The organism is Vibrio penaeicida, from assembly GCF_030689305.1.
In the GTDB taxonomy this organism is placed as follows: Bacteria; Pseudomonadota; Gammaproteobacteria; order Enterobacterales; family Vibrionaceae; genus Vibrio; species Vibrio penaeicida_B.
Map to the genome: position 1 here is coordinate 223,782 of NZ_JAUYVM010000005.1, position 24,977 is coordinate 248,758.

Annotated in this window: 14 protein-coding genes; 4 read left to right on the plus strand and 10 right to left on the minus strand. The window is 47.1% G+C overall.

Annotation, left to right across the window (positions count from 1 at the left end; translation table 11 throughout):
* Window positions 1-37 precede the first annotated feature (37 nt).
* The 9 genes from Q8W40_RS10690 to Q8W40_RS10730 all read right to left on the minus strand — a co-directional run bounded on the left by Q8W40_RS10690 (window position 38) and on the right by Q8W40_RS10730 (window position 15,622).
* Entirely contained in the window at window positions 38-5,485 is a 5,448-nt protein-coding gene (locus tag Q8W40_RS10690; RefSeq protein WP_305397130.1) for an NPCBM/NEW2 domain-containing protein, read from the minus strand.
* Between the two features lie 200 nt (window positions 5,486-5,685).
* The gene (locus Q8W40_RS10695) at window positions 5,686-7,185 is read right to left on the minus strand and encodes an FGGY-family carbohydrate kinase (protein ID WP_305397131.1); all 1,500 of its coding nucleotides are present in this window, start codon (window positions 7,183-7,185) and stop codon (window positions 5,686-5,688) included.
* A gap of 9 nt (window positions 7,186-7,194) precedes the next feature.
* Complete coding sequence (locus Q8W40_RS10700; protein WP_305397132.1) at window positions 7,195-8,004, minus strand: class I fructose-bisphosphate aldolase; 810 nt, start codon at window positions 8,002-8,004, stop codon at window positions 7,195-7,197.
* A 22-nt stretch (window positions 8,005-8,026) separates the two neighbouring features.
* On the minus strand, window positions 8,027-9,781 hold the full coding sequence (locus Q8W40_RS10705; protein WP_305397133.1) for a glycerol-3-phosphate dehydrogenase/oxidase: 1,755 nt from the start codon (window positions 9,779-9,781) through the stop codon (window positions 8,027-8,029).
* An 8-nt stretch (window positions 9,782-9,789) separates the two neighbouring features.
* Complete coding sequence (locus tag Q8W40_RS10710) at window positions 9,790-10,779, minus strand: aldo/keto reductase (RefSeq protein WP_305397134.1); 990 nt, start codon at window positions 10,777-10,779, stop codon at window positions 9,790-9,792.
* The gene (locus Q8W40_RS10715) at window positions 10,776-11,789 is read right to left on the minus strand and encodes a sugar-binding transcriptional regulator (RefSeq protein WP_305397135.1); all 1,014 of its coding nucleotides are present in this window, start codon (window positions 11,787-11,789) and stop codon (window positions 10,776-10,778) included. The genes Q8W40_RS10710 and Q8W40_RS10715 overlap by 4 nt, the downstream gene beginning before the upstream one ends.
* Window positions 11,790-11,808: 19 nt before the next feature.
* The gene (locus Q8W40_RS10720) at window positions 11,809-12,816 is read right to left on the minus strand and encodes an ABC transporter permease (protein ID WP_126609519.1); all 1,008 of its coding nucleotides are present in this window, start codon (window positions 12,814-12,816) and stop codon (window positions 11,809-11,811) included.
* Window positions 12,817-12,856: 40 nt separating this feature from the next.
* Window positions 12,857-14,467 carry a sugar ABC transporter ATP-binding protein gene (locus tag Q8W40_RS10725; RefSeq protein ID WP_305397136.1) on the minus strand — a complete coding sequence of 537 codons (1,611 nt, stop codon included), beginning with the start codon at window positions 14,465-14,467 and terminating at the stop codon, window positions 12,857-12,859.
* Window positions 14,468-14,569: 102 nt separating this feature from the next.
* A complete protein-coding gene (locus Q8W40_RS10730; RefSeq protein ID WP_224055750.1) occupies window positions 14,570-15,622 on the minus strand; it encodes a substrate-binding domain-containing protein in 1,053 nt (350 codons plus the stop codon).
* A 510-nt stretch (window positions 15,623-16,132) separates the two neighbouring features.
* Between Q8W40_RS10730 and Q8W40_RS10735 the strand changes: the two genes are divergently transcribed.
* The 3 genes from Q8W40_RS10735 to Q8W40_RS10745 all read left to right on the plus strand — a co-directional run bounded on the left by Q8W40_RS10735 (window position 16,133) and on the right by Q8W40_RS10745 (window position 19,712).
* Window positions 16,133-17,293 carry an iron-containing alcohol dehydrogenase gene (locus Q8W40_RS10735; protein ID WP_305397137.1) on the plus strand — a complete coding sequence of 387 codons (1,161 nt, stop codon included), beginning with the start codon at window positions 16,133-16,135 and terminating at the stop codon, window positions 17,291-17,293.
* Between the two features lie 10 nt (window positions 17,294-17,303).
* Window positions 17,304-18,803 carry a CoA-acylating methylmalonate-semialdehyde dehydrogenase gene (locus Q8W40_RS10740; RefSeq protein WP_305397138.1) on the plus strand — a complete coding sequence of 500 codons (1,500 nt, stop codon included), beginning with the start codon at window positions 17,304-17,306 and terminating at the stop codon, window positions 18,801-18,803.
* A gap of 129 nt (window positions 18,804-18,932) precedes the next feature.
* Complete coding sequence (locus tag Q8W40_RS10745) at window positions 18,933-19,712, plus strand: IclR family transcriptional regulator (protein ID WP_305397139.1); 780 nt, start codon at window positions 18,933-18,935, stop codon at window positions 19,710-19,712.
* A gap of 43 nt (window positions 19,713-19,755) precedes the next feature.
* Here Q8W40_RS10745 and Q8W40_RS10750 read toward each other — a convergent pair whose 3' ends face one another.
* Window positions 19,756-20,847: an HD-GYP domain-containing protein gene (locus Q8W40_RS10750; protein ID WP_305397140.1), complete on the minus strand. Its 1,092-nt coding sequence runs from the start codon at window positions 20,845-20,847 to the stop codon at window positions 19,756-19,758.
* A gap of 80 nt (window positions 20,848-20,927) precedes the next feature.
* Here Q8W40_RS10750 and Q8W40_RS10755 point away from each other — a divergent pair, with 80 nt between their 5' ends.
* Entirely contained in the window at window positions 20,928-24,929 is a 4,002-nt protein-coding gene (locus Q8W40_RS10755; RefSeq protein WP_305397141.1) for a hybrid sensor histidine kinase/response regulator, read from the plus strand.
* Window positions 24,930-24,977 lie beyond the last annotated feature (48 nt).

The following is a 24,977-nucleotide window of genomic DNA, read 5'->3' on the forward strand; positions in this document are numbered from 1 at the left end:
TGAAAAGGGCGGCACCTCTATGAGTGCCGCTATGGTGTTAATTGGATAACCGGAGACGAGCATTTGCCCAATCTGCGTGGTCGTGACCAATCCCATCACCGGCTCCGTTCACTTTCAGGGTGAGTGAGGTAGCGTTAGAAGGTATCGATACATTGACCTGTTCGGCTGAACCACTTCCCGTCAGCGTGGCGCTTTGGAACATCTGCACGCCATCAACGTCTACTTGAAAAACAACCGATCCTTGATTGCCGACTTCATCATCTACGCCAATACTGGCGCTGAATTGATTGTAGCTACCAGCCGGGATCTGATACGTGATAACGGAGTTAGCATGAACGCCGAGCCCTTTACTATAGGACTGACCTGCAATGGTGATGGCGTTGCCATCGGAATCGCCTTGTTCACCATTAGAGCGATCTTTTTCCATGTTTCCCCATCCGTTACTCGAAGACGTTTCTGCTAAATCGCTTACGTATACATAGGTTGGGGTCGCCGGAATTGACTGCTCTGTACGGAATAAGCTTCCGTCACCGGGATCTTGGGGGTGTTGCCAATTGGTGCCACCGTCAGGATCGAACGCAAACCCGATGCCCGAAGTCGGACCGCTGCCACCATTGCCGTTGCTGATCCGAAGTTCAAAAGCATGCCACCCAGCAGACAAGTTGAGATTGCCAGTGGCGACTTCATCGTTCCAATTGTCGCTACTCAACACCAAGTTTCCATCTATCCATAGGCGAGTTTTGTCATCGATGTATTCCTTAAACGAAAGGTTGCCATCGGCATCAAAAATGTAGCCTGTGTAAATCTCGGTGGTGTTCCCGGCGATGGAGTCCTCGGTTTCACTCAGGGTAGAGGTCACACTGGTTTTGGGGTTAGCCGCATTGGTATTGATGTTGCCACTCACGGTTCCGTAGTAAAGACCCGCTTGGAAGCTTGGCGTAGGGTCTTGAGTGCGGAATAAGCTACCGTCACCCGGATCTTCAGGGTGACTCCAGTTGGTTCCACCGTCTGGGTCGAACGCAAACCCAATTCCTGAGGTTGGACCGCTACCGCCATTACCGTTGCTGATCCGCAGTTCAAAAGCATGCCATCCAGCAGACAAATTTAGATTGCCAGTGGCGACTTCATCGTTCCAATTGTCGCTGCTCAAAACTAAGGTTCCATCGATCCACAGACGGGTTTTATCGTCGATGTATTCTTTGAACGATATGTTTCCGTCGGCATCGTAGATATAGCCTGTGTAGATCTCTGTGGTATTGCCATCAATGGAATCTTCCGTTTCACTCAAAGACGTTGTAAGTCGCGTTTTTGGGTTTTCAGTAGATGTATTGATGTTGCCAGCCACTTCGCCGTAGTACAGCCCAATTTCAGAAGGTGCGTTGCCTTTTTCACGAAGCTTAGCGTCTGCCCAGTCGGCGTGATCGTGACCAACACCGTTACCTCCATCTTTGACCACCAATTTGAGCACACTGTGTGTGGCTGAAATAGGAAGGATGACGGCATCGGTTGCGCTACTGCCCGTTAATACGCCACTTTGGAAACTGAGTACATCATCTAGGTAGACTTCGAATACAACAGAACCACGGTTGCCGACTTCATCATCAACGCCGATGAATGCCGAAAACTGGTCGTACTCTTTTTGTGTTAAGTCATAGGTGATTTCTGAATACGCGTGTACCCCTAAACCTTTTGAATACGTTGTGCCAGCAAGGCGTATTGGACCGCCATCATTACTGCCGGATTCACCATTACTTCGGTCTTTTTCAAATGGTCCCCACGCATTATCCGAACTGGTTTCAGATAAGTCGCTCAAGTAATCGTATGTCGGAGCTGGTGGCGGCTCAGGGACCACGATAGGTGGGCCTTCGTATTCAATTTGGTTGAGGTACGCCACAAGTTGGGCGCGCTCAGCCGAGTTCGATATTGAGTGTTGGCTACCGATTTGCAGCACATCATTTAACGTTGTAGCTTGCCCATTGTGGAAGTAAGGCGCGGAGTCCCACAGCCCGATAAGCGTTGGTGTATCAAAACCCACACCAGCTAAAGGCTGTGAAATTCCTTGGCCAGACGACGCTTGAATGGTTCCCACATCGTGTCGAAGCATGTCCGTTAAATAGACGCCAGAGTGACAGGCAGCACAGCCTTTATCGACAAAGAGCTGCTTACCCGCTTGGGCTTGAGGCGTTAAATCTCCATTGGCATCTCGATGGGGGCTCTGAGGGAAACGAGCAAGACTGGAGACATAAAAAGACAGGTTATCCAGATCATCACTTTTTCCAGCTTTAGGTGAACCCAGAGGATCTTTCACGTCATCGAATAAGGCGTCGTCAATAAATCCTCGGCCGCCAAACGCGAAGCGAATGTCATTTTCAAAATCGTGGATTTCGTCAAAATTCGCCGTCCAGTGTACTCGACCATTTCCAAGTCCTGTTCGGCCAAGTAATGGAATGGTATTGCGCAACCCTTCACCACGATCGGTAAAGTCCCAAACTCGACCATCGGAATCGCCTCCGGTATGGCAACTGGCACAGGAAAGGTACCCATCTTGGGTCATTCGAGCATCGGCAGCGTTGTGGAAGATTTTCTTACCCGCTAATACTCTTGGGTGAAGCGCTTCATTGCTAACCGTTGCTACTTCGGCTACACGGGTAATGTCGCCTTGCTGGCTTTCGAAGTTGCTGACGTTGTACACCACCACAGAGCGCGATAAGAACCCATGAACAAATAGATGATCCCCAGACTTAATCAATCCGATTGGGGCTTGACCGCTGTTTGCCAGTTCATTAACACGGTTTAAGTTGTACGCATCACGAATTTCAACGCTGTTTTGCCCTTCTACTGCGATGTAGGCGTAATCACCTAAGGCGCTAAAAGCAATGGCTTTGGGTTGCGCGCGGTTATCGATATCGAGCTGCACATTGGGTAATTCTTGATTCGTGTTTAAGTCGATTTGAGAAACAATGGCACGAATGGTGGTTTCAAAAGTGAGCGTTTTGTTTTCATCGCTTTCGTTGAATGGACCTCGATCCACATTGGCTTTGTTGGATGGAACCCACGCCCTCAGACCATCAGGTGAAATGGTGATTCCATTGAGGTAGTTGGGTATACCTCGGCTTCTGTCGGGGCCATCAATTGTGGTGGTGTCTTTTATCAGCGATATCACCTGCCCAACTGATAAATTGTTGATACTGACTTCAACCACTTCCGCTTGTTGTTGCGGCGAAATAAATCGAGTGACGTACGCTGTATCGGAATCTGCACTTATCGCGAGCCCTCGTGCCGAGTGACCAATGGTGACCGACCCAATTTGCGCCCCTGTGCTGGGGTTGAGTTTGAGTAACTGACCGCTGGCTTGAAGGGTAACGAGTGCAGCACTGCTATCGGGGGTAAAAGCTATGCCGTAGGGCTGAGAGGCTCTAGGCAAGGCGATGTCCCTAATCTTAGAACCTTGAGGGGATAAGACGGTAATCGAGTCACTTTGTTGATTGACTGCCCATACATCACCATTGGGTGCGATGGCTAAGGTTCTGGGGCGATCGCCTACAGGGGTTTCCCAAAGCTTACTGAAAGGGCTGTTTGTCGATAGCGCTGTGACGGTGTCGTTGTCCTCATTCACCACAAAAGCCCGATTGCCCGATTTGGCAATGGTCGATGCCGTTGAAGGAGGCGTTGATGTCGTCGGGTGGTAAGCGGTGATGAGCCCAGATTTTGTGGAACTGAAGTTAGACTCCCTCACGGTAACAATTGGGGACCAATGACCGGGTGATGAATATACGTGGCTTGCCGCAGAGTTTGAAGAAAACGGAGTAGAGGCGGTCCCATCTCCGAAATTCCATGAATATTCCAAAGCGCCACCATCAATCGGGCTGGCTGATGCATTCACGCTGATACTTTGCCCCACTTGCGTGGTTGATGGAATGGAAACGGTGGCATTGTGAGACGCAATATTACCTGTTGAAAACAGGTATTGCTTATATGGCATGGCGTTTTCAGCGAAGTCTTGAATACCGTCGATAGTCACCACATAGATTTGGTTGGTGCTGAGGTTTTGGGAGGGAGTGAAATGAACGAATCCCAAGTTTACACTGTAAATACCTTGAATCGGGGTATTGTCACCAAGCTTATTGATTTTAAACGTTGTTGCGTTAACGGACTCCATCAATACGCTGTCTGAAAGCGCCAAACCAATTCGAGTGGTGACTGGAACCTGCGTGGATTCACTGGCTGGCATGGATCTGACAATTTGAGGAGGCACAGTATCTTGATTGGTTTGTTGAGCAATCAGGCCACTGCCGCTGCCGTGGTCATTCCCAACCCAAATCATATTACCGAAAGCAAATACCTGACCGTGATCGGTATCCGAGCCTATCGCATCCAACGAGCCAGTCCCAATGGTCGAAATGTTATTGATATCAGAGACATTCAATACAGAGATATCGTCTTGGTTACCGAGCATTAAACGATCATCTTGAAGATTGCAGTAAAGGTTTACAAAGCCACTTTCCGATTCACTGAGCAGTGAAATTGGATCGGTCGTGGTGTCATAAACCCTAAGATTGTCCCCTGCACTTCTTGCACCAAAATAGGCGCGCTTGCCATCCCAACAAGATGAATAATACCTTTCTGGAAGGCGTGAATGTGTTTTGACTAACACTGGGTTTTCCGGATCGTCAATGTTGAGAATGGAGAATCCGTTGGTGGTTTCCATGCTTGATAGGAACATTTCATTTCCTACAGCAAACACGGGCCCTACATTGAAGTTACCTAGCTGACTGGTCGGAATGGTTTTAACCACGGTTGGGTTGTCAACATTCGATGTATTAATGATGGTTAGACCAGCGTTTCCTCGTGAAACATATAAATAAGGGGCTTGCCAGAAAAGTTGCCATGACACATTGTTGTAATCGCCAAAGTTCACTCCCGAGATGGCGAGTTTGCTTCGTTGAATCGGGTTATTGACGTCACTCCAATCCCAAATTTCGATTCCTCGACCGGTTTGAATGGCGATCAGGCTGTTTTCACTTAAACCGAAAGAGTGGGGTTCTCGGAAATCGGCGGTTCGTAAGCCGTCTCCGGTTCGGTGTGCATTGCTCGCATCGGGTTCGTAAACCCTTTTCACCAATTGAATGCTCCTTGGGTTGGAGACATCCAGTGCTATCCAACCTCCTGGCCCTCCACCGCTATCGGGAGCAAAAACGCCTATCATATACCCATTCAACATGGTCATGACATTGACACCAAAGTGTTTTCTTCCTGGGTAATCAGGAGGGAGAATGTTGGTGGTGTCGTCGACTGATGGCGTTGAGATCTGGGTGAACAATTCGCTTGAAGAAAATGTTACGTTACCCAGCCCCGGTCCTTGTGCCGCGTTCGATGCCCCTGAACATAAGGACACCGAAAGGGCGAAATACGCTAGAGGGTGTGTGCAATTGCTAAGTAGCCGCTTGGATGTGGCTCGCCAGCGGCTCAAAATCAAAGGTTTCATTACTCGAATACCTCGTTTCAGTATTGAACTATGCCATTTCTTAGTGGGTTAGCTACGCGCAATAGCGGCAGTGAGAACCTCATGGAAGAAATTAGCGCCAGTGTAATTTCAGGGTGTAACGGCCACGGTTATTGATATTGTCTGCTTTTGTAGCTGCTCTATGGCATGGAAGGTGATGGCTCTGTTACGTTTTATGCTCCTTATTTAGGTGGAAAGTGGTTGATCCAATCCGACACATGACGATAACGGGCAAACCTTTTGGTTAACGCAGCATGGCGGGTAGAATCAGGTATAAACACCTGCACCTCGCTCCGCATGGATTTGACCGAATCTTCAAATGTTGTGAAAAAGCCAGCCGCATAAGCCGCTGCCATCGCGACGCCTTTCGCGCCAGATTCGCTGCATTGTGTAATGTGTATTTCCACATTCAAAACATCTGCAAACAATTGGCACCAGAAAGCGCTTTTTGCTCCTCCTCCAGTGAGTAATGCGTGAGAGAAATGGATTCCTGCATAGTTCAGTTTCAGTACGTGTTCTAAATGCCCAAACACGATGCCTTCGTAAACCGCGTAGAGTAAGTCTGGTTTTGTATGCCATCCTGCCAAGTCGAAAAAGCTACCTCTGGCAGCACCGTTATCTCCAGAACCGTACAAATAGGGGTGAAATAAAGGTAAGGCTGAACTGAGTTCAACCTGTTCAATCAGCTGGTTACATTGTTCAAAGACACTTTGGTTGATAGAGGTAGCTTGTTGCTTTTCATGGGCAAAGAATTCACGCACAAACCACTCTAGGTTAGACGCCGACGTTGCACTGTTTTCCATGGCAAGAAATCGATGTTGTGGGAACAAGCACGTCATAAAAAGTTGTTCGCTCGGTAAGGTATCAGTCACCACTTGGTTTATGCTCCACGTACCGGTAACAATGGACGCGTCGTTGGAGTCCCAAACTCCCGAACCCATTGCGCTGGCAACAACATCCAGCATCCCACCGACAACGGGGATACCTTCTGGTAATCCTGTGAGTTCAGAGGCTTGAGCCGTCACGTGACCAATAATATGTTCACTGTGACAGGGGGCTGGAATGGCTGAAGCCATTTCGAGTATGTCGAAGAACGAGAGCAATTCCGTGCTGACTTCATGCTGGGTAAAATCAAACAACCCAGATGCACTTAAATCGCTGTAATCGGTTTTTATCTCATCAGTCAGGCAGAAGTTTAAATAGTCTTTGCAGAAAAAGACGGTGCCAATGTCTTCGTACAGCGATGCTCGGTTTTGTTTGAGCCAATTGAGCAAAGTAGCGGTTTGTGATGACCAAGCACCCTGTCGGTTTAACGTGCGAATACGGCTGTAGTGCTTTTCGGCTTGTAGGTTTGCGACCCGCTCACTCGCGCGGCTATCCAAAGACTGAATTGCCAACAACGGCTGGTGGTGTTTGTCCAGTAAATAGGCACCGTTGCCATGTCCACTGACTCCGATCGCCGAGATTTGAGTTGTAGAAAGGGCAGGGTGCGCCAAAACCTCGCCAATCACTTCACAGCCAAGCTGCCACAACCGAGCCATATTCAGCTCGGTATGATTGGGCTCGGGGAATTGAGTTTCAATGGCTCGTGCCGCAGAGACAATTTCGTGACCAGCAGCATCAAATAGAGCCGCTTTTATGGCTGTATTACCGCAGTCTAAACCAAGGACGACACCCGACATGGATTCCCCTTAATTTTCACGTTGGTAAATATTTAACGCGTCGGCAACCGAGGCGTCGTCGTGAATCATCACCATCAGTGCACTGACGACTTTTGCAGGGCTTGGGTGTTGGTAGATATTACGACCGTAGACCATACCCAGAGCGCCTTGATCAAGTAGCGCCCTTGCTTTGGTGAAGACGCTTTCAATGTCTTCTTTACCACCACCTCGTACCAATACTGGGCAGCGTGCTGCTTCGATTACTTTGTGAAAGTCATTGGCATCTTTGGTTGGGTCGGCTTTGATGATATCGGCGCCGAGCTCTCGCCCTACGCGGACCAAGGTGACAATCTTTTCGCAATCGCCATCCACCATGTAACCGCCGTTTCCAGAGTTCGGCTGCATGACCAAAGGCTCTATCATGAGTGGCATGCCGTATTTCTCGCAATCCAGTTTCACCTTGCTGATGTTATCGATACACTGGCGGAATAACTCCGGTTCGTCGGGGAGCATAAACAGGTTCACCACCACACACGCGGCATCCATTTGAACGGCTTGCAAAACAGGGTCTTGGTGATTTTGCAGCATCGCCCACATCACTCGATGGCGTTCTGCATTGTAGGGGTTACCCAAATCAATACGCATCACCAGTGCTGGCTTGTTTTTCCCCTCAACATTTTGCAATAGGTCGCTTTGACCATAGGTCATCTGAATGGCGTCAGGTTGTGCGCTAACCAATTGCTCCACTACAGACGGCATGTCTTCCAGCCCGTCTAGAAAAGAAGGTTCGTTGCATACGCCGTGGTCGATAGCGACATCCAAGCAACGGCCGTTTTTCATTAGCCGTTTCATCCTGACTTTTTTACTCATATACATAGTGTGCTTTCCTTGCAGTTTTCGGCATCATTTCGGTGGGTTCCCCAACCGGCATGAGCTGTAGTCCGTTATAAAAATTTAATGAATTCACCGAGTCGCTATGTAGGCGTAGGCGAGTGCTTTCATCCCAATTGAAAAAGCGGCTCATTAACTCAATGATTTCTTGCAGTGCGTCGTCGTGCAGGGAACCTTCAATGGCAATGGAGGTTCGGCGTTGAATGAGATCAAGCGGGGTGTGCACGTATTCATGCGTCATCAGGTATTCCAACTCTCCCTCGGTGTAATGGGGCAGAGTACGAAGAGGCTTAAAGCCCCGTGATTGGAGGCGTTCTAAAATGGCTTCGCACTCTGTGCCATAACGCGAGACGAGCAGTGCGGTGTAAGAATCCGATTGTTGGTAAAGCGCTGTGAGGTGTTGAATGTATTGGTCTCGCGCTTCTCCAGACTCAGGGAAGCCTTGCCCACCGCCTATGCTCCGATCTTGAGTGCTCACGAGGCGTTTCGCCCCTAAATCTTGCAGCACTTGATCGGTGACTTCCTCTGCGAATGCGCGGAAGGTCGTCCATTTGCCGCCAATCATCGAATAGCAGGTTATTTCACCATTAAAGAGGTGATCTCGCTGGATAATGTGGCTTCTTGGGATTTGCCCTGCGCTGGCTTTAGTGGCAGCGCCAAGGGGGCGAATACCACTGAATTGATACAGAATATCGCTTGGGTGAATAATCACCGTTGGGAAAATTGCCCGCACCGATTCAATGATGTAATGAATTTCTTCATCGGTGCACCGAATATTGTCTGGCTTGGTGACGGGAATGTCCGTTGAGCCTATAAGCACCTTCCCCATATAGGGAAACATAATGCAGACGCGATTCTCTTTGTTTTCGTAGTACACCATGTCGCCTTCTAGCGCACTCAATAGCTCCGGATGATCGACAATAATGTGCGAACCTTTGGTATTACTTAAATACTGGCTGGGGTTTCCCGCTTGAAGATTAACGTTATCTATCCAAGCGCCCGTTGCATTGATGAGTTGGCTTGTGGTGACGTGAACTTGGTGGCTTGTTAGTTGGTCGGTAAGTTCAATGCTTCCGTTATCTTGAACCGATGCAAACGTATAATTCAGGGCGTGAGGTTGACGTTGGTTTGCGTCTCCTTCTTTGAGCAATTCAATCGCTAGCCTTTCTGGGGAGCTAATCCACGCATCATAATACGCTGCGCTGCAACAGACTTTTTGGTCGAAGTGTGGCCATCGCTTATTCGTTTGTTTTTGCCCATACATTTGGTGGTTGGGCATGACTTGATCGTGTCGAGTAAAGAAATCGTAAAGTCCCAATCCTAGTTTCACAATAAACGCGCCGCGCTCTGACGTTTTGGGCTCCATTCCCAAGAACCTCAAGCTGGCTGGCACTATGCCTTTTAGCCACGAGGTAAGGGGAATGTGGGTTTGAAGCGGGTGCACTAAATGCGGTGCGTTTTTTAATAGGCGATTTCGCTCATTCAGTGATTCTTTTACAAGGTCGAACTCGGCATTTTCTAGGTAGCGCAGCCCGCCATGGATCATTCGAGACGGTGCAGCACTGGCTTTGCTACAAAAGTCGTCTTTCTCAATCAATAAAACGTTCAACCCTTGCAGCGATAAATCGCGATAGGTGGCGATACCGTTGATGCCACCGCCGATCACAATGGCATCAAAATGTTCGCCCGTTTTTATGGATTGAATGGCTCTTTGAGGGACTGTCATGTGATCTCCTATTCACCGCTGTTGATGGCGTTTAGGTGAACGTCGACCGCGTTTGTCACGAATTCCACATCCGAAGTTGCTAGGTTCAATAATCCTGCTTGGGCATTTTCGATGGCTTGTTTAGGGTTGCGAGCACCACACAATGCGTAAGTCACTCCCGGTTGTGTCAGAGTCCATGCAATGACTAACTGAGCGACGGAGATTTGGTAATCGTTGGCTACCGGTAAAACTCGCTGGCAAAACGCTTGTACATGTTTGCGGTTTTCGACGCTGAACCATGGGTCTTGTTTGCGTTGATCATCCCCTGAGAATTGAGTGTCGGCAGTGATTTTTCCAGACAACAAACCAAGTGCTAACGATGAATAGCTAAGGCAAGAGACACCATGTGTTTGGGTGTGCGGCAGCAACGTGCTTTCTATAGAGCGGTCAATCATATTGTAGCGCTCTTGAATGGCATCAACGGGACCGTATTGTTGGTATTCCTTTAATTGCTCTAGAGAAGCATTACTGATGCCGATGGCTTTGATCAGCCCTTCTTTTTTTAGCGCCATGAGTGTGCCCATGGTTTCCTCTATCGATGTGGTTTCGTCTTGCCAATGCGTGATATAGAGGTCGATGTAATCGGTTTGCAGCCTGCGAAGGCTTTGCTCTAGCTCATATCGGATGGACTCTTGCCCTAAGTAACGGTGGACTTGTTGTCCTTCTTCTTCAAAGAAGTGATTCCCTTGTTGGGTATGCCAAACCAAGCCGCATTTCGTTGCAAGCACAACGTCTTCTCGACGCCCCTTTATTGCTTGGCCAACCAACGATTCAGATTTACCCAAACCATAAGCTGGAGCGGTATCAATGAGCGTCACCCCGTTATCGATGGAAGCACGAATGGCGTCGATAGATTGTTTTTCGTCGGTCCCTCCCCACATCCAGCCACCCATTGCCCAAGTGCCAAGTCCAATGACCGAAGTGTCTATCTGAGTCGTCCCTAGTGTTCTGGTTTTCATGAGGTTGTTCCTTTGTGCTTTTGCGTTTCTTCGAACTTTTCCAGTACTAATTTGGCGGTGCCTTCGTCGGAGATAAGGGTGTTGATGAAGTTACCGTTTAATGCCGCAACAATAGGCGTCACTTTGCTGTCACTGGCCGCAATCCCAATGCGTATTGGCACTTCTTTCAATTCATCGAGCGTCAGCCCCACCAATTTGTCATTGAGCTGGTCAAAGCAGGAGGTTCCGTTAACGTTGATCAAATGAGCCAGCATTTCCCCTTCACAATGGTTGTGGCGGATTTGATCGCACTCTTCCTGAGACATGTTGTTGCGAAGGTCGAAGTAGCTTTCAGAACCCGTTGCTAGTGCTCCAACGCCCACTAAAGCAATGTCTGCTTTTCGAGCAATATCCAGCACTTCTTTGCAACTTCGCATGGCGATTAGGACGTCTCGATCTTGTTGGGTGTCGGCAAACAGCGGTGCATGAATTTGCATGGATTTACCGCCTAGCTTTTCGGCCAACGAGTAAGCCAGATGGTTAACGTCTGTAAAGTATTTACCTTGCACACCACCAGTAGCTGGTACCACGGTGACTTTGTAAGTGCGGGTAGGTTTTATTACTTCCACCAGGGCGGATATGGCTTTACCGCCACTGACACAAATAACATCGCCATCGCGTAGCCGACTAAGCAACAGTTCGGCGGCGGTTTCAGCCACAAATTGAAAGTTGACGGTAGGATCGCTGCTTATCGAAGGTGCGAGCACGGCGTCATTCAGTTGAGTCGAGTTCACTAAGTGACGCTCAAATTCAGCCACATTGGCATGCTGGATATTCAAGTTGATTTCCACCAACCCGTCTTCTCGCGCGTTACGGATAATGCGATTCACTTTGGCTGCGGATAAAGACAGCAATTTGGAAATATCAGACTGACTCTTGTTTTCCAAATAATGGAGCGTGAGCACCTTGCGCACCAGCCAGTCTGTTTCATTCTTCGCTGGTGCTGCTTTTCTCAAAGGGGTGATTGCCATGGTCAGGTTCTCCTAGCTTTTAGTTGGATTTTTTGTTGAGAAGATGATCAATGGCGACTGCAAACAACAGAATTAAACCTTTGATGAAATCTTGCCAGTAGACAGAGACATCCAGCAGAATCAGAGAGCTAGACACCACGCTCAGTAGCGCAATACCGAGGATGGCACCGAGTACCGACCCCTGACCGCCATTGAAACTTGCCCCGCCGATAACCGCTGCAGCGATGATATTGAGCTCTAAACCGACACCGAAATTAGGGGTGGCTGCGCCAAATTTAGACATATAAATGATGCCGCCAAGCCCACACAATGCAGAACATAAAACCGTGACCCACAGTTTCACTTTGTCGGTTCTAATACCGGAATATTCCGCGGCTTTCTCGTTACTGCCGGTGTAAAACACCTTTCTGAATGCGGTCGCATTTCTTAGCAAATAGTCGGATATGACGACGACAACTAAGAAAATAATGATGGAGAAGGGGACGCCGTAGAAAGTTCCTTGGCCGACGAATTTGAATTCAGGCGGCAGAGAAAAGAGAGAAATCGGTGTGCCTTGCGTAATAATCATACTGGCTCCACGGGCTAATCCCATGAACGCGAGCGTCACGATAAAGTGATGTAACCCGATCCGCGTTACACAGAGCCCCATCAAGTATCCAATGCCACCCGATGCTGCGATGGAAATTAAGCTAGCCAACCAAGGGTTGACGCCCAGAATAAAAAGCTTGGCTGCAAACACCATTGCCAGGCACATTACCGCACCTACCGACAAGTCAATGCCCCCGACAATGATCAACATGGTCATACCCACAACGACGATCCCCTCAACTGAGAAGGACAGCAGCATGGCTTTCATATTGGCCCAAGTTAAAAAATAAGGTGAGGCAAAACTCATCGCAATGAAGAGCCCCACAATGATCAGAATGAGCGTAAATTCACGCATGTTTTTAGTGCGGTTAAATAGGCTTTTAAAAGCGCTCTCTGATGGTGAGTTCATGTTTTTATCGGTTATTACGTTATTGTCCATAATCTTTTTCTCCACGCTTCTTCCTGACGTTGCACCGTATTTAGTGGCTGACTTCCGTAGGCGTATGTAATTGGGATGCCGTGTGTGAATGAGTTGCCGTATTTGTTTGAGTAGCGATATTTGACGGAGCAGTTGTGCTTGCCAGATCGCAAGCCACCCCCGATGCCATCCGCATAATATTTTCTTCAGTAATTTGATCGGCTTTTAAAATCCCATTACACCGTGATTCGCACATAACCATGACGCGATCGCTTAAGCCGATGACTTCTGGGAGTTCTGATGAAATCACGATGATGCCGACACCGTTGTTTGCCAGCTGCCTGATCATTTTGTGTATTTCAGATTTGGCACCGACATCAATTCCACGTGTCGGCTCATCCATAATGATCACTTTGGGCTGCACGGATAGGATTTTGGCGATCGCCACTTTTTGCTGGTTGCCTCCGCTTAATGAAGAGACGGGGGCAGACATGCCACTGGATTTCAGGTTCAATTCTGTGGTTAGTCGAGCCGCTTGTTCCTCTTCCACTTGGTGCTGAATCATGCCGTTTCGTGACACTTGGTTTGGGCTAAGTGCGGAGACGTTTTGAGCAATAGACAAGCCGAGGAAAACGCCGTTTTCTTTTCGATCTTCGGAAAGGTAGACGATGCCCGCATCAATACCGTCTTGATAAGACTGAATATTGAGCTGCTTACCTTGATAAAATATCTCGCCGCTGGTCTTTGCTTGAAGCCCGCATATGGCTTTGACCAATTCGGAACGACCGGACCCAATAAGCCCTGAAATGCCAAATATTTCACCTTCGTGTAGATCGAAATTGATATCTTGAAAGCGCTGTTTGTCGGACAAGTTCTTAACTTCAAGCAGTGCCGTATTGCTTTCGATATCACCTTGAAACTTTTCTGGGTACAAGTCGCTCAGTTCTCGACCTACCAAGTCATTTACCACTTGCTCTGGCGTTGTGTCTTTAGTGGTGTAGCTAACGACTCGGATTCCGTCACGGAACACGGTAACTTGGTCGCAATGTTCAAAGACTTCCGCCATGCGATGGCTGATGTAGATAATGCTGATGCCTTTGCTTTTAAGCTGATGCATGATGTGGAAAAGCAGCTTAGATTCGGTTTCAGTCAGTGCCGCGGTTGGCTCATCCAAAATCAAAATATGGCAATCTAACGTGAGCGCTTTCGCTATCTCGACGAGTTGTTGGTTAGAAATACTGAGTTCGCCGACAAGAACATTCGGGTCAATGTCTGCCAGTTGCGCTATCGCTAACTTCGCTTCTTCTTTAAGCGCTTTGTAATTCATGAATAGTTGTTTTGAAGCACTGGTCTTAGCCATTAAGATGTTTTCGGCTACCGACACATCTGGGCATAATGCAATTTCCTGATGAACAAACCCGATGCCTTTGCGTTGTGCTTCTAATGGACCTTTGATCTTGGTTTTGTGGCCATTCAAATAGATATCGCCTGAATCGGGTTGATAAATCCCATCAATGATTTTCATTAATGTGGATTTTCCCGCTCCGTTCTCGCCGGCCAAAGCGTGAATTTGACCGGGCATCAACGTAAAACTGACGTCTTCAAGTGCGACGGTTTGACCGAATGTTTTTCGGACATTGCGAATTTCTAATACCGGCGTAGGTAACGACATAGGTATCTCCTGTGTAGGCTGCGTGCAGTTTATTAAGGCTTTTTGTTGGCTTGGGTAATCACACTGTCCCGATAACAGCGAGTTACCCAAGCAAGTTATGTGTTACTCATTAATGCCTTTTGTGCCGCGTTTTTGGAGATATTTGTCCCAATAGAAATCGTCTGCGTTCTCTTTGGTCACAATGGCAAACCCATTGTCCACGAACGGTACACCCATTGGGTTGTAGCCTGAACGTTTGTAATCGTTCATTGGGTCGATGAGGTCAGAGTGCGCCGCTAAGTACAGGAGCATCATGCCCATATAACCTTGCATGCCTTGGTTGGGGTTTACTGCTCCAAAGACTTCACCAGATTTGATCATGTCTAGGATCTTTGCGTTCACATCCGCGTTCATGACTTTGATTTTCCCGCCTAGTTCTTTGGCGGCTTGTGCTGCACCTAATGCTGAAGTGGCTTCAGGCATAAACACTGCGCCCAGTTTAGGGTGGGCCTGAGCCATAGTCATGACGGCGTTGTATGCTTTCGTTACGTCTGTGTTGCTAGCGGCACGCGAGACGAGTTTCATGTCTGGCCATTTTTCTTCCATTCGTGCAATAAATGCAGAAATTCGACGATCGTGATTGTCTTGCCCTGGGTTTTCTAAAACAGCGTATTCGCCTTTCCCACCCATCGATTCTGCGATGGTATCGGCAGCGTGTCTGCCTTCCGCGTAGTTATCTGAAGTAATAAAAGAAACCCGGTCACTGTTGGGTGAATCTGCTGCAAAGGTCACGACAGGGATACCCATTTCTTTTGCGCGATTGATAGGTTCAATGAAAGGGTCTGGGTTCATCGGGTGCAGAAGAATGCCCGCGGGCTTTTTCGCTAGCACTTGTTCAAAAGAAGCGAGCTGTTTGTTCACGTCGTATTCTGGTGTTCCGGTATACACGGTTTTACACCCCATCGACTTCGCTGCTTGCTTCATCATTTCATATACAGGGAACCAATATTCGACGCCACTCACCATAACGTTCATGTAGTAGGTTTCACCTGGCTTACATTTAAAAGCCTCTGCTGCTGTGGCTTGAGACGTTACTCCTGTAAAAGCGGCGATCGAAAGCGACGCAATTCCCAGTAGCTTCTTCAAGTTGATCGAGGATGGTTGGAACCTTTTCATTGCACTCTCCTTGTGGCTTTTTTGTTGTGCCCTTTTCCGATAGGCGTTGTTCCATTTGCGTGAAAAAATCACAGCCTGATTGAAATGTTGGTTTAGTGAAATTTCTTTCAGGAGGTTAAATAATAATCACCTACTGATTCATGTGTCAAAATCATTTCGACACAAAAAGTCTCATTAAGACTGTCATTCTGTGATTTTTTTTGGGTTATTAACATTTTGTTTACTTGTTAACCAGTTGTGTTTCGGCGTTTTTTCCTGACATAGGAGGAGGGCTATTACTGGCTAGATTGGGGTTTTTTTGGATGTGCCAAAGTGTGATTCAGTTCTAATTTGATAGCTTAGGTAAATCAATTTACCATCTATAATGATACTTAAAGTCTCATTTTTATCTTTACATTCTCCATTTGTTCACTCTAATATTAAAAACGATACAGAAAGTATCACTGAGTGGTTTTTTGTTTGGCTAACTCAGCAGGCTAAAAATGAAGGGCAAGAGATAAGGATGTAAAAATGAGCAATCAGGTTCAGCTTCCAAGGATCATGGAGATCGGTGCGGGTGCCAGCCAGCGAATCGCAGAGATATTGACGAATTTTGGGTGTAAAGCGCCGTTGTTAATCACCGATAACGTCATGGTGTCACTGGGGTATCCCAACCAAATTATTCAACATTTGACCAGTGCAGGCATAGAGTGTGCGGTATTTTCTGAAACCGTACCGGAGCCGACGGTTTCTTCTATTTCACAAGGCGTAGACATTTTTCGAAAAGGTCAGTACGACGCCATTATCGCATTAGGCGGGGGCAGCCCCATTGATTCTGCGAAAGCCATCAATATATTAGGTACGCACGGCGGTGTGATGCGCGATTACAAGTTTCCTCGTGTGGTGACGGAATCTGGTGTTCCTTTAATTGCGATTCCAACAACGGCTGGAACGGGATCGGAAGTGACGCGATTCACCATTATTACCGATGACAAAGCGGACGAGAAAATGTTGTGCCTTGGGCTTGGTTTTATGCCTGATGCCGCTTTGGTGGATTATGAGTTGACCTCCAGTGTGCCTCCGAGAGTGACGGCAGATACCGGAATTGATGCGTTGACTCATGCTATTGAAGCGTACGTGAGCCAAAAAGCGAATTTGTTTAGCGATGCGCAAGCCACCGCTGCCATGAGGTTGATTGCACCCAACTTAAGAAAGGCCTACCACGAACCCGACAATCATGAAGCGAGAGAAGCGATGATGCTGGGTTCGACGCTGGCAGGAATGGCGTTTTCCGCGGCATCCGTTGCGCTAGTGCATGGGATGAGCCGCCCAATTGGAGCCTTTTTTCATGTGCCTCATGGTTTATCGAATGCGATGCTTTTGCCAACCATTACCCGTTTTTCTATCCCAAACGCTAAGTCACGTTATGCCGATTGCGCTCGGCATATGGGCATTGCATTGCAAGAAGCCAGTGACGACGTGGCGTGTAATTCATTAGTCCAAGAGCTTATTGCGATTAACCAAGAATTGTCTGTGCCCACTATGTCGGAATTTGGTATCGACAAAGTACAGTATTTTTCACTTTGCGAGGTGATGGCGGAGCAAGCATTGGCTTCCGGCTCACCTGGAAATAACCCAAGAGTACCGAGCCAACAAGAAATCGTCGGACTTTATCATCAGTTGTGGGCATAAGGAGATCCCAATGGAACGTATCGGACATTTTATTAATAACAATATTGTTGAATCCCAAGGTTCAGATTTAGCGAAAGTCACCAATCCGGCAACAGGCGAACACATTCTTGATGTGGCAATGGCTTCCGTTCAGACGACCGAGCAAGCGGTTGAAGCTGCGGCCGCGGCCTTCCCTGCGTGGTCGAAAACACCGTCGGTGGTGAGAGCGCGTGTGATGTTTAAATTCAAAGCACTTATCGAAACACACCGCAACGAATTGGCGCAAATCATCACGGAGCAGCATGGAAAAGTCCTCAGTGATGCACAAGGGGAAATCACCCGTGGGCTGGAAGTAGTGGAGTTTGCTTGCGGTATTCCTCATGCACAAAAAGGTGAGCATTCGCTGAATGTGGGGCGTCAGGTGGATTCTCATTCCATGATGCAGTCATTAGGCGTTTGCGCAGGCATTACGCCTTTCAATTTCCCAGTGATGGTTCCAATGTGGATGTTTCCGATTGCGATTGCATGCGGCAACACGTTTGTTCTGAAACCGTCTGAGAAAAACCCAACACCCGCAATGTTTTTAGCGGAATTGCTTAAACAAGCCGGATTACCAGATGGGGTGTTTAATGTGGTGAATGGCGATAAAACCGCTGTAGATGTGTTGCTTACCCACCCAGAAGTACAGGCGGTCAGTTTCGTGGGTTCAACCCCTATTGCGGAATACATTTACTCCACCGCTTCAGCACATGGAAAACGCAGCCAAGCTTTGGGCGGTGCTAAAAACCACATGGTAGTCATGCCAGACGCAGACACACAGCAAGTCACCAATGCGCTGATGGGAGCGGCATATGGGTCTGCCGGAGAGCGTTGCATGGCGATTTCCGTCGCGGTGTGTGTGGGTGAAGAAGCGGCACAAAACACCATTGAATCGCTGCTGTTGGCGATAGCCGAACTCAAAGTGGGTCCTGGTGACAGAGAAGATGAACCGGATATGGGACCCGTAATCAGCCAAGCGCATAAAGACAAAGTCGTTGGATACATTGATAAAGGCGTAGAAGAAGGCGCAACATTACTTGTCGATGGACGTAACTATCAAGTTGAAGGTGCAGAAAGTGGGTTCTTTGTTGGGCCAACGTTGTTTGACCGGGTCACACCAGATATGACCATTTACCAAGAAGAAATCTTTGGTCCTGTTTTGTCGGTGGTACGAGTGGATACGCTGGAGGAAGCGATTCAACTCATTAATGATCACGAGTACGGTAACGGTACGGCGATCTTTACTGAGAGCGGCAGAGCGGCTCGCCTATTCCAAGAAAATGTATTGGTTGGCATGATTGGTGTGAACGTACCGATTCCTGTCCCGATGGCCTTTCACTGCTTTGGTGGTTGGAAGCGTTCCATTTTTGGACCGCTGAATATGCATGGACCCGACGGGATTCGCTTCTTTACCCGAATGAAAACGGTGACATCTCGCTGGCCAGAGTCGGATGGCTTACGAGCGGAGTTTTCGATGCCAACAATGAAATAGAACATACCCAAGTAGTGTGACGTTATCATCAGAAAATTACTGTTTGTTAGCAACTACTTGGGCTGCTTTTTATCTTGAGGTAGATTGTGTATATACTGCTTCCATAACGAAAAACCGTATCAGGGCATTATGACGACCAGCAATAAGCGTGAAAAAGGTTCTACCATCCTTCGTGTGTTAGAAATCTTGCAAGAAGTGGCTTCCAGCGAGCAACCACTGTCACCTACCGAAGTTGGGGTAAGGCTGGATATCCCCAAACCAACGTCTCATCGAATCGTCAACACACTGCTAAAAGAAGGTTGGTTATACACCGACTTAAAAGGTCAACTCGTGCCTGGCGATCATTTTCATAATATTGCTTTGAACGTTCTGCATACCAGTGTCCATAAAACACATTGGCGAGCCATACTAGAGCGTGTTGCGAAGGAAATGGACGAAACCTGTGGTATTGCCATTCCTGATGGTACGGAAATGATCTACTTCGATAGAGTAGAATGTGAATACCCATTACGGGTACATATTCCGGTAGGAACTCGTGTACCTGCTTGGTGTTCATCCAGTGGCAAGCTCTACCTAAGCAGCCTCCCTGAAGCGCGTCGCCGTGCGATGTTTAAGCAGTTCGATCTGCAGCCGATGGGGAAAAACTCCATTGTGGGACCGGAAGCGTTAGAGCAGTCCTTGCTGGGTATACATCAGACTCAGATTGGTGTGGATAACGAAGAGTTTATGGATGGTATGAATGCTATATCTGTCCCAATCAAACGCACAGACGGCCGTCTCATTGCTTGCTTGTTTTGCCATGCCCCGATTGCTCGTAAAACGATCGACCATTTAATTTCCTCTGTCGACAAGCTTCGCAAAGCCGCCCAAGAAATTGAATCGGTACTTGCGGCGATGGAAGAAGAGTAGGTTGAGATTGGGTGAGCTTAGCGACCGTTTGCTCTGGAGTTAATTAGTCGGCGTACTTTGTCGCGATATCAATAAACTGCTGCTCACAGGCGATGAAAGCATCGACGATTTGGGGATCAAAGTGTCCCCCTTTTCCTTCTTCAATAATGCGTTTTGCCACGCTATGTTCCATCGCATCTTTATAGATACGTTTACTGATCAGAGCATCATACACATCCGCGACAGCCATGAGTCTTGCACTCAATGGAATGGCTTCTCCAGCCAATTTTTTAGGGTAGCCTGAACCATCCCATTTCTCGTGGTGGCAATAAGCAATATCGATCGCTGCGTCGATAATGCCGTTAGGGTTGTTGGAGTGTTCCTTGGCTTTCTGTAACGTTTGAAGCCCGAGCGTTGTGTGCTCTTGCATGATTTTGAACTCAGATTCTGTCAATTTCCCTGGCTTGAGTAAGATGTTGTCGGGTATGCCGACTTTTCCTATATCGTGAAGAGGTGCGGCTTTGTAGTAGATCTTAATTAACTCGTGGGTGAGCAAATCGCTGTATTTGGGGGTTGTTGCCAAATATTCCGCCAGTGCTTTTACGTAATATTGAGTTCGAAGAATGTGGTTGCCCGTTTCGTTATCCCGCGTTTCAGCGAGGCTTGCCATCGCAATCACGATGGAATCTTTCACCTCTTCCAGTTCTTCTGTACGGTTTCTAACCAGAGTTTCTAGCAGGTCATTTTGACCATGAAGAAGATCGTTGGAGACTTTATTTTGCAGGTGCGTTTTGACTCTTGCTTCTAAGGTTGGGACGCTAACGGGTTTATTAATGTAATCGGCAGCACCCAATTCAAATCCTAATCTTTCGTCTTCAGATGTACTTTTAGCAGTCAGGAATATAACGGGGATTTCCTTGGTTTTCTTTGATGATTTCAACTGGCGAATGACTTCGTAACCATCCATTTCCGGCATCATAATATCCAGCAGAATCAAGTCGATGGGGAATCTCCCAACAATATCCAGCGCCAAAGCCCCTGAGTTGGCAATTTTTATGATGTATTTACCGCCTAGTGACTGAGCCATAAACGATAAGTTGTCTGGTGAGTCATCGACAATTAGTATGGTCCGATTATCCAAATTCCCCAATGGCATGAAAGACCTTTTAAAATATTAGTAATTCCTACTACATTAAATGTAGCCCATATTGGGAATTTTTTGAAAAGGCATGAGCTATGAAATCAATAAAAATTCTATTTTCGATGCTATTTCTTATCATGGGAGTCGTGTCCGTGGCGATTTTTTCATTGAACCAAACGAATACACATTTGCATGAAAAAACACAAAGCTTGCAATCTCAATTGACGAACTTCTATCGGCTATCAATGGAGTTGAAAGGAAGTTCTGATCACCTAACCAAATTTGCAAGGGCCTATGGAGCGACAGGAAATGAAAAGTGGAAGGCGCTTTTTAACCACGTTTTGGATGTGCGAAATGGTAAGACTCCAATACCGAAGGGAAATCGATACGAGTATTGGGATATTGTTTCTATGGAAGAACAATCGCCTACATCCCAATCAGAGTTTAGCGGACCGACGTTAGTACAAAGGTTAAAAGAATCGGGCATCGAAGCCTTTGAATTCAGTGAATTAAACAGTGCACTGGCGCTATCGAATGCTTTGGTCGGGCTAGAGGTGGATGCATTTAATGCCATTGAAGGGCGACAACAAGACGGTAATGGGCAGTGGGTTTTGACTGGTGTCGGGGATTTAGATCGTGCTCGTTCATTGTTGTACAGCGATCAGTACTTTTCTGAAAAAGCGAAAATAATGGCGGCAATTTCCTCAGCCCACAATTCTATTCTCAAGCGGCTTAACTCTGAAATTACGGCAAATGAAGCCGATATAAAGTCGAATGAGCGAATCAGTTTAGTCCTGTTTTTTGCGTTAATAACGGCTATTGGCGTGTCGTTTGTTTTGCTTTGGCATCTTTATATCAGCCCTCTTAGCAAGCTTTCTCAAACGGTTGTCGAAAAAGTAGAAAATAAAGACTTTTCCTTCACGTTAACCCAACAAGCCTACGGAGATTTACAGTATTTCATTGATAGCCTAAACGTGGTTTTTCACCATATATCAGAACAGCTTAGCAATAATACGCTGGTGAAAGATTTCAACATCGTGTTACGCAACAATGAATCGACATCCTTGCTGTGTGACCGCGTGACACACTTCTTAATGCAGCACTTCCCCGTTGAAATGGTAGGGATCTACATTTTCGAAAACAACGCGCTAACACGGATCTCAGGGGCAGGTTACGGTGAAAGCCAAAGCGCAGTGGTCAGTGAAGAAAGCTCCACACTGATGGGAGTAACTCGCAGTAAAGAACCGGTGGTGATACGAGAGCTAAATGGGGCGTTTGTGGTGCCTTACAATGGTGGGCAATTGTCCCTTAATGAAATGTACTATTTGCCTTTATTGGTCAAGGAAAAGGTGATAGCCGTGATGGAAATTGGGGTAGTACATAGCCTCGATGACATTCATTTACAGTGGTTGAACCGAATGCTGAATGACCTTTCAATAAGTATTCAATTGAGCCGCAACCTAGAATTACAACGCAAAGCCGAACAAAAAGCACTGGAACAGTCTCAATTGAATCAGGAAATCCTGAACGCAACACCAAACCCGATGTACTGCCTCAACAATACGGGTCAATTCATTACCATTAACAGCCAATTCAGAATGTTGATGGGGCTGAGCGAGGAGCAAATATTAGGCTCGACTCCGAACATGATTTTTGGGGAAACCGCCCCAGAATTTGATGAACACCATCAAACTCTTTTCCAAAAAGAGAGCAACGCCAATTACGAAGTCCAGATTGCGCCAGCCAATCAGAAACAGTTAGAAATGTTGGTGTATGAAGCCTCCTTCCTTGATAGCAATGGTCACGTGAACGGCATTGTGGGTATCCTGCTTGATCAAACCGAACGTAAGCAAATGGAAAACGCGCTGGTTGAAGCGAAAGAGACGGCCGACGCCATGAGCCAAGCCAAAGGTGAATTTCTTGCCAATATTAGCCACGAAATTCGCACCCCAATGAATGCCATCATGGGAATGGCACACCTAACGCTGAACACCGAGCTCGATAGCATTCAAGAAAAGTATGTGAATCGGATAAATGATTCAGCGAAAAACCTCCTCGGTATTATTAATGACATTCTCGACTTTTCTAAAATCGAGGCAGGGAAGCTTGATATTGAGCACATTGATTTCTGCTTGGATGATGTTCTGGAAAATGTGGTGTCCATTGTCTCCGTCAAAGCACAAGAGAAAAACCTCGAACTGGTATTAGACATCGACCCAACGATGCCAATCAACTTGATCGGCGATCCGTTAAGACTCGGGCAGGTTATCGTCAATCTATGTGGGAACGCAGTGAAATTTACCCACGAGGGAGAGATTATTGTAAAAGCCACTCTCAATAAACAGGATGATAAGAATGCCGAGATTCGTTTTGTCGTGAGCGATACTGGCGAAGGTATTCCGGAAGATAAGTTAGCGAAATTATTTGAAGCCTTTACCCAAGCGGACGCGAGCACCACTCGCAAGCACGGGGGAACAGGCTTAGGCTTAAATATCAGTAAGCAGTTGGTTGAATTGATGGGCGGCGACCTGACGGTTACGTCAAAAGTGGGGGAAGGCTCTAACTTTATTTTCACTATTCAATGCGGTCTTCAAAGTGCGAAAATGCGTGATATCTCCGCCCCTTTGAAACCAATTAAAGAGCGCAAAGCCTTAGTGGTTGATGATAACGATACCGCTAGAGGGATCATGGAAAACTTATTGGAAGCGATGGAGTTCAGCGTCACGTCGGTTACCAATGGGTACGATGCGATCGAGTTACTCAATACGGATCGCTTTAATATGGTATTTGCCGACTGGAACATGCCGGGAATAAACGGGGTAGAGCTGTTAAAACGCTTGCCGAGAGATGAGCGTTTTACTGATTTGAAACGCTTCTTGGTGACGGCCTATGGGCGAGAAGTGGGGATAGATGAAGATGCCGCGCCGTTAATCGATGGGTTCATTCTTAAGCCTGTCAATCCTTCCACTTTACTTGATGCCATCATGGATGCGTATGGCATTGAAGCCAAAAATCTCGTCAAACGAAATCGGGCGAAAATAGAAACCCCAGATTTATCTGGTAAGCACATCCTGTTGGTGGAAGATAATGAAATTAACCAGGAAGTGGCGGTAGGTTTACTCGAAAAAACCCGATGTGAAGTTACGATAGCGGGCAACGGTAAAATTGCTTTGGATGCCCTTGCAAAAGGGAACATTGATATTGTGTTGATGGACATGCAAATGCCCATTATGGATGGTGTTACCGCCACAAAACAAGCGCGAAAAGAAGGGTATACCTTACCTATTATTGCCATGACAGCCAATGCAATGGCGCAAGACATTGAAACCTGCTCTAACGCAGGCATGAATGATCATGTCACCAAACCTATTGATGTTTCGAGGCTGTACAATGTGCTTAAGCAGTATTTGAATGCGCCAGCACTTGCAGATGAATCTTCCGCTTTACCTGCTTCATCGCAGCCTTCTAAATCATCATCTAAGAAATCAGAGCAAAGTAATGGTTTAACAAACACACTCAAACCTGAAGACATTTGGAGTGGTGATATTGATAACACGGCCGAAGAAATAGGCATAACACAAGACCGATATTTGAAATTGCTCGGTTCTATGCTTTCAAATCTTTCAAGAGACTTGGTTGAATTCAGAGAAAAATCCGAGTTAAAAGATTGGGTGTATCTAGAAAGATTTGCCCACACAGTTCGTGGCTCGGCGGGGAATCTGCGAATTCCTGTATTAGTAGAAATAGCAGAACGAATAGAATCCAAAGCTAAGGAGAAAAAGGCGATCCCGACAGAGTGGGTTGAAGAAATGGACGAACGAGCTTCTGATATTCAAAAAGAATTATTGGCGTATACATCAAAGCATGGCTTAGAGAGAAAAGAGGATAACTCTCAACTGGATATGGATCAGATACTCAGCCAATTGTCTCAAGCCATTGAGGGTTACGATGCAGATGCGGTGCAATTGGCCCAGCAATTGTTAGACGCCTCTCCGGAAAACAAAGAAACTCTTGAAGCGTTAGTTTTAGCGATTGAAAGCTATGATTTTTCCATGGCAACAACGCTACTTGAATCGTTCCAAAGCCAGAATCATTAAGTGGCTTAGCCGACAGATTAAGCGGTAGAACACATAAAAAAACGGAGC

Excerpts from the sequence above, each read along its gene's own strand:
- Q8W40_RS10740 (WP_305397138.1), top strand. The coding sequence starts at position 17,304 with ATGGAACGTATCGGACATTTTATTAATAACAATATTGTTGAATCCCAA.
- Q8W40_RS10695 (WP_305397131.1), bottom strand. The coding sequence starts at position 7,185 with ATGTCGGGTGTCGTCCTTGGTTTAGACTGCGGTAATACAGCCATAAAA.
- Q8W40_RS10755 (WP_305397141.1), top strand. The coding sequence starts at position 20,928 with ATGAAATCAATAAAAATTCTATTTTCGATGCTATTTCTTATCATGGGA.
- Q8W40_RS10735 (WP_305397137.1), top strand. The coding sequence starts at position 16,133 with ATGAGCAATCAGGTTCAGCTTCCAAGGATCATGGAGATCGGTGCGGGT.
- Q8W40_RS10700 (WP_305397132.1), bottom strand. The coding sequence starts at position 8,004 with ATGAAAAACGGCCGTTGCTTGGATGTCGCTATCGACCACGGCGTATGC.
- Q8W40_RS10715 (WP_305397135.1), bottom strand. The coding sequence starts at position 11,789 with ATGGCAATCACCCCTTTGAGAAAAGCAGCACCAGCGAAGAATGAAACA.
- Q8W40_RS10710 (WP_305397134.1), bottom strand. The coding sequence starts at position 10,779 with ATGAAAACCAGAACACTAGGGACGACTCAGATAGACACTTCGGTCATT.
- Q8W40_RS10750 (WP_305397140.1), bottom strand. The coding sequence starts at position 20,847 with ATGCCATTGGGGAATTTGGATAATCGGACCATACTAATTGTCGATGAC.
- Q8W40_RS10725 (WP_305397136.1), bottom strand. The coding sequence starts at position 14,467 with ATGTCGTTACCTACGCCGGTATTAGAAATTCGCAATGTCCGAAAAACA.
- Q8W40_RS10720 (WP_126609519.1), bottom strand. The coding sequence starts at position 12,816 with ATGGACAATAACGTAATAACCGATAAAAACATGAACTCACCATCAGAG.
- Q8W40_RS10690 (WP_305397130.1), bottom strand. The coding sequence starts at position 5,485 with ATGAAACCTTTGATTTTGAGCCGCTGGCGAGCCACATCCAAGCGGCTA.
- Q8W40_RS10745 (WP_305397139.1), top strand. The coding sequence starts at position 18,933 with ATGACGACCAGCAATAAGCGTGAAAAAGGTTCTACCATCCTTCGTGTG.
- Q8W40_RS10730 (WP_224055750.1), bottom strand. The coding sequence starts at position 15,622 with ATGAAAAGGTTCCAACCATCCTCGATCAACTTGAAGAAGCTACTGGGA.
- Q8W40_RS10705 (WP_305397133.1), bottom strand. The coding sequence starts at position 9,781 with ATGACAGTCCCTCAAAGAGCCATTCAATCCATAAAAACGGGCGAACAT.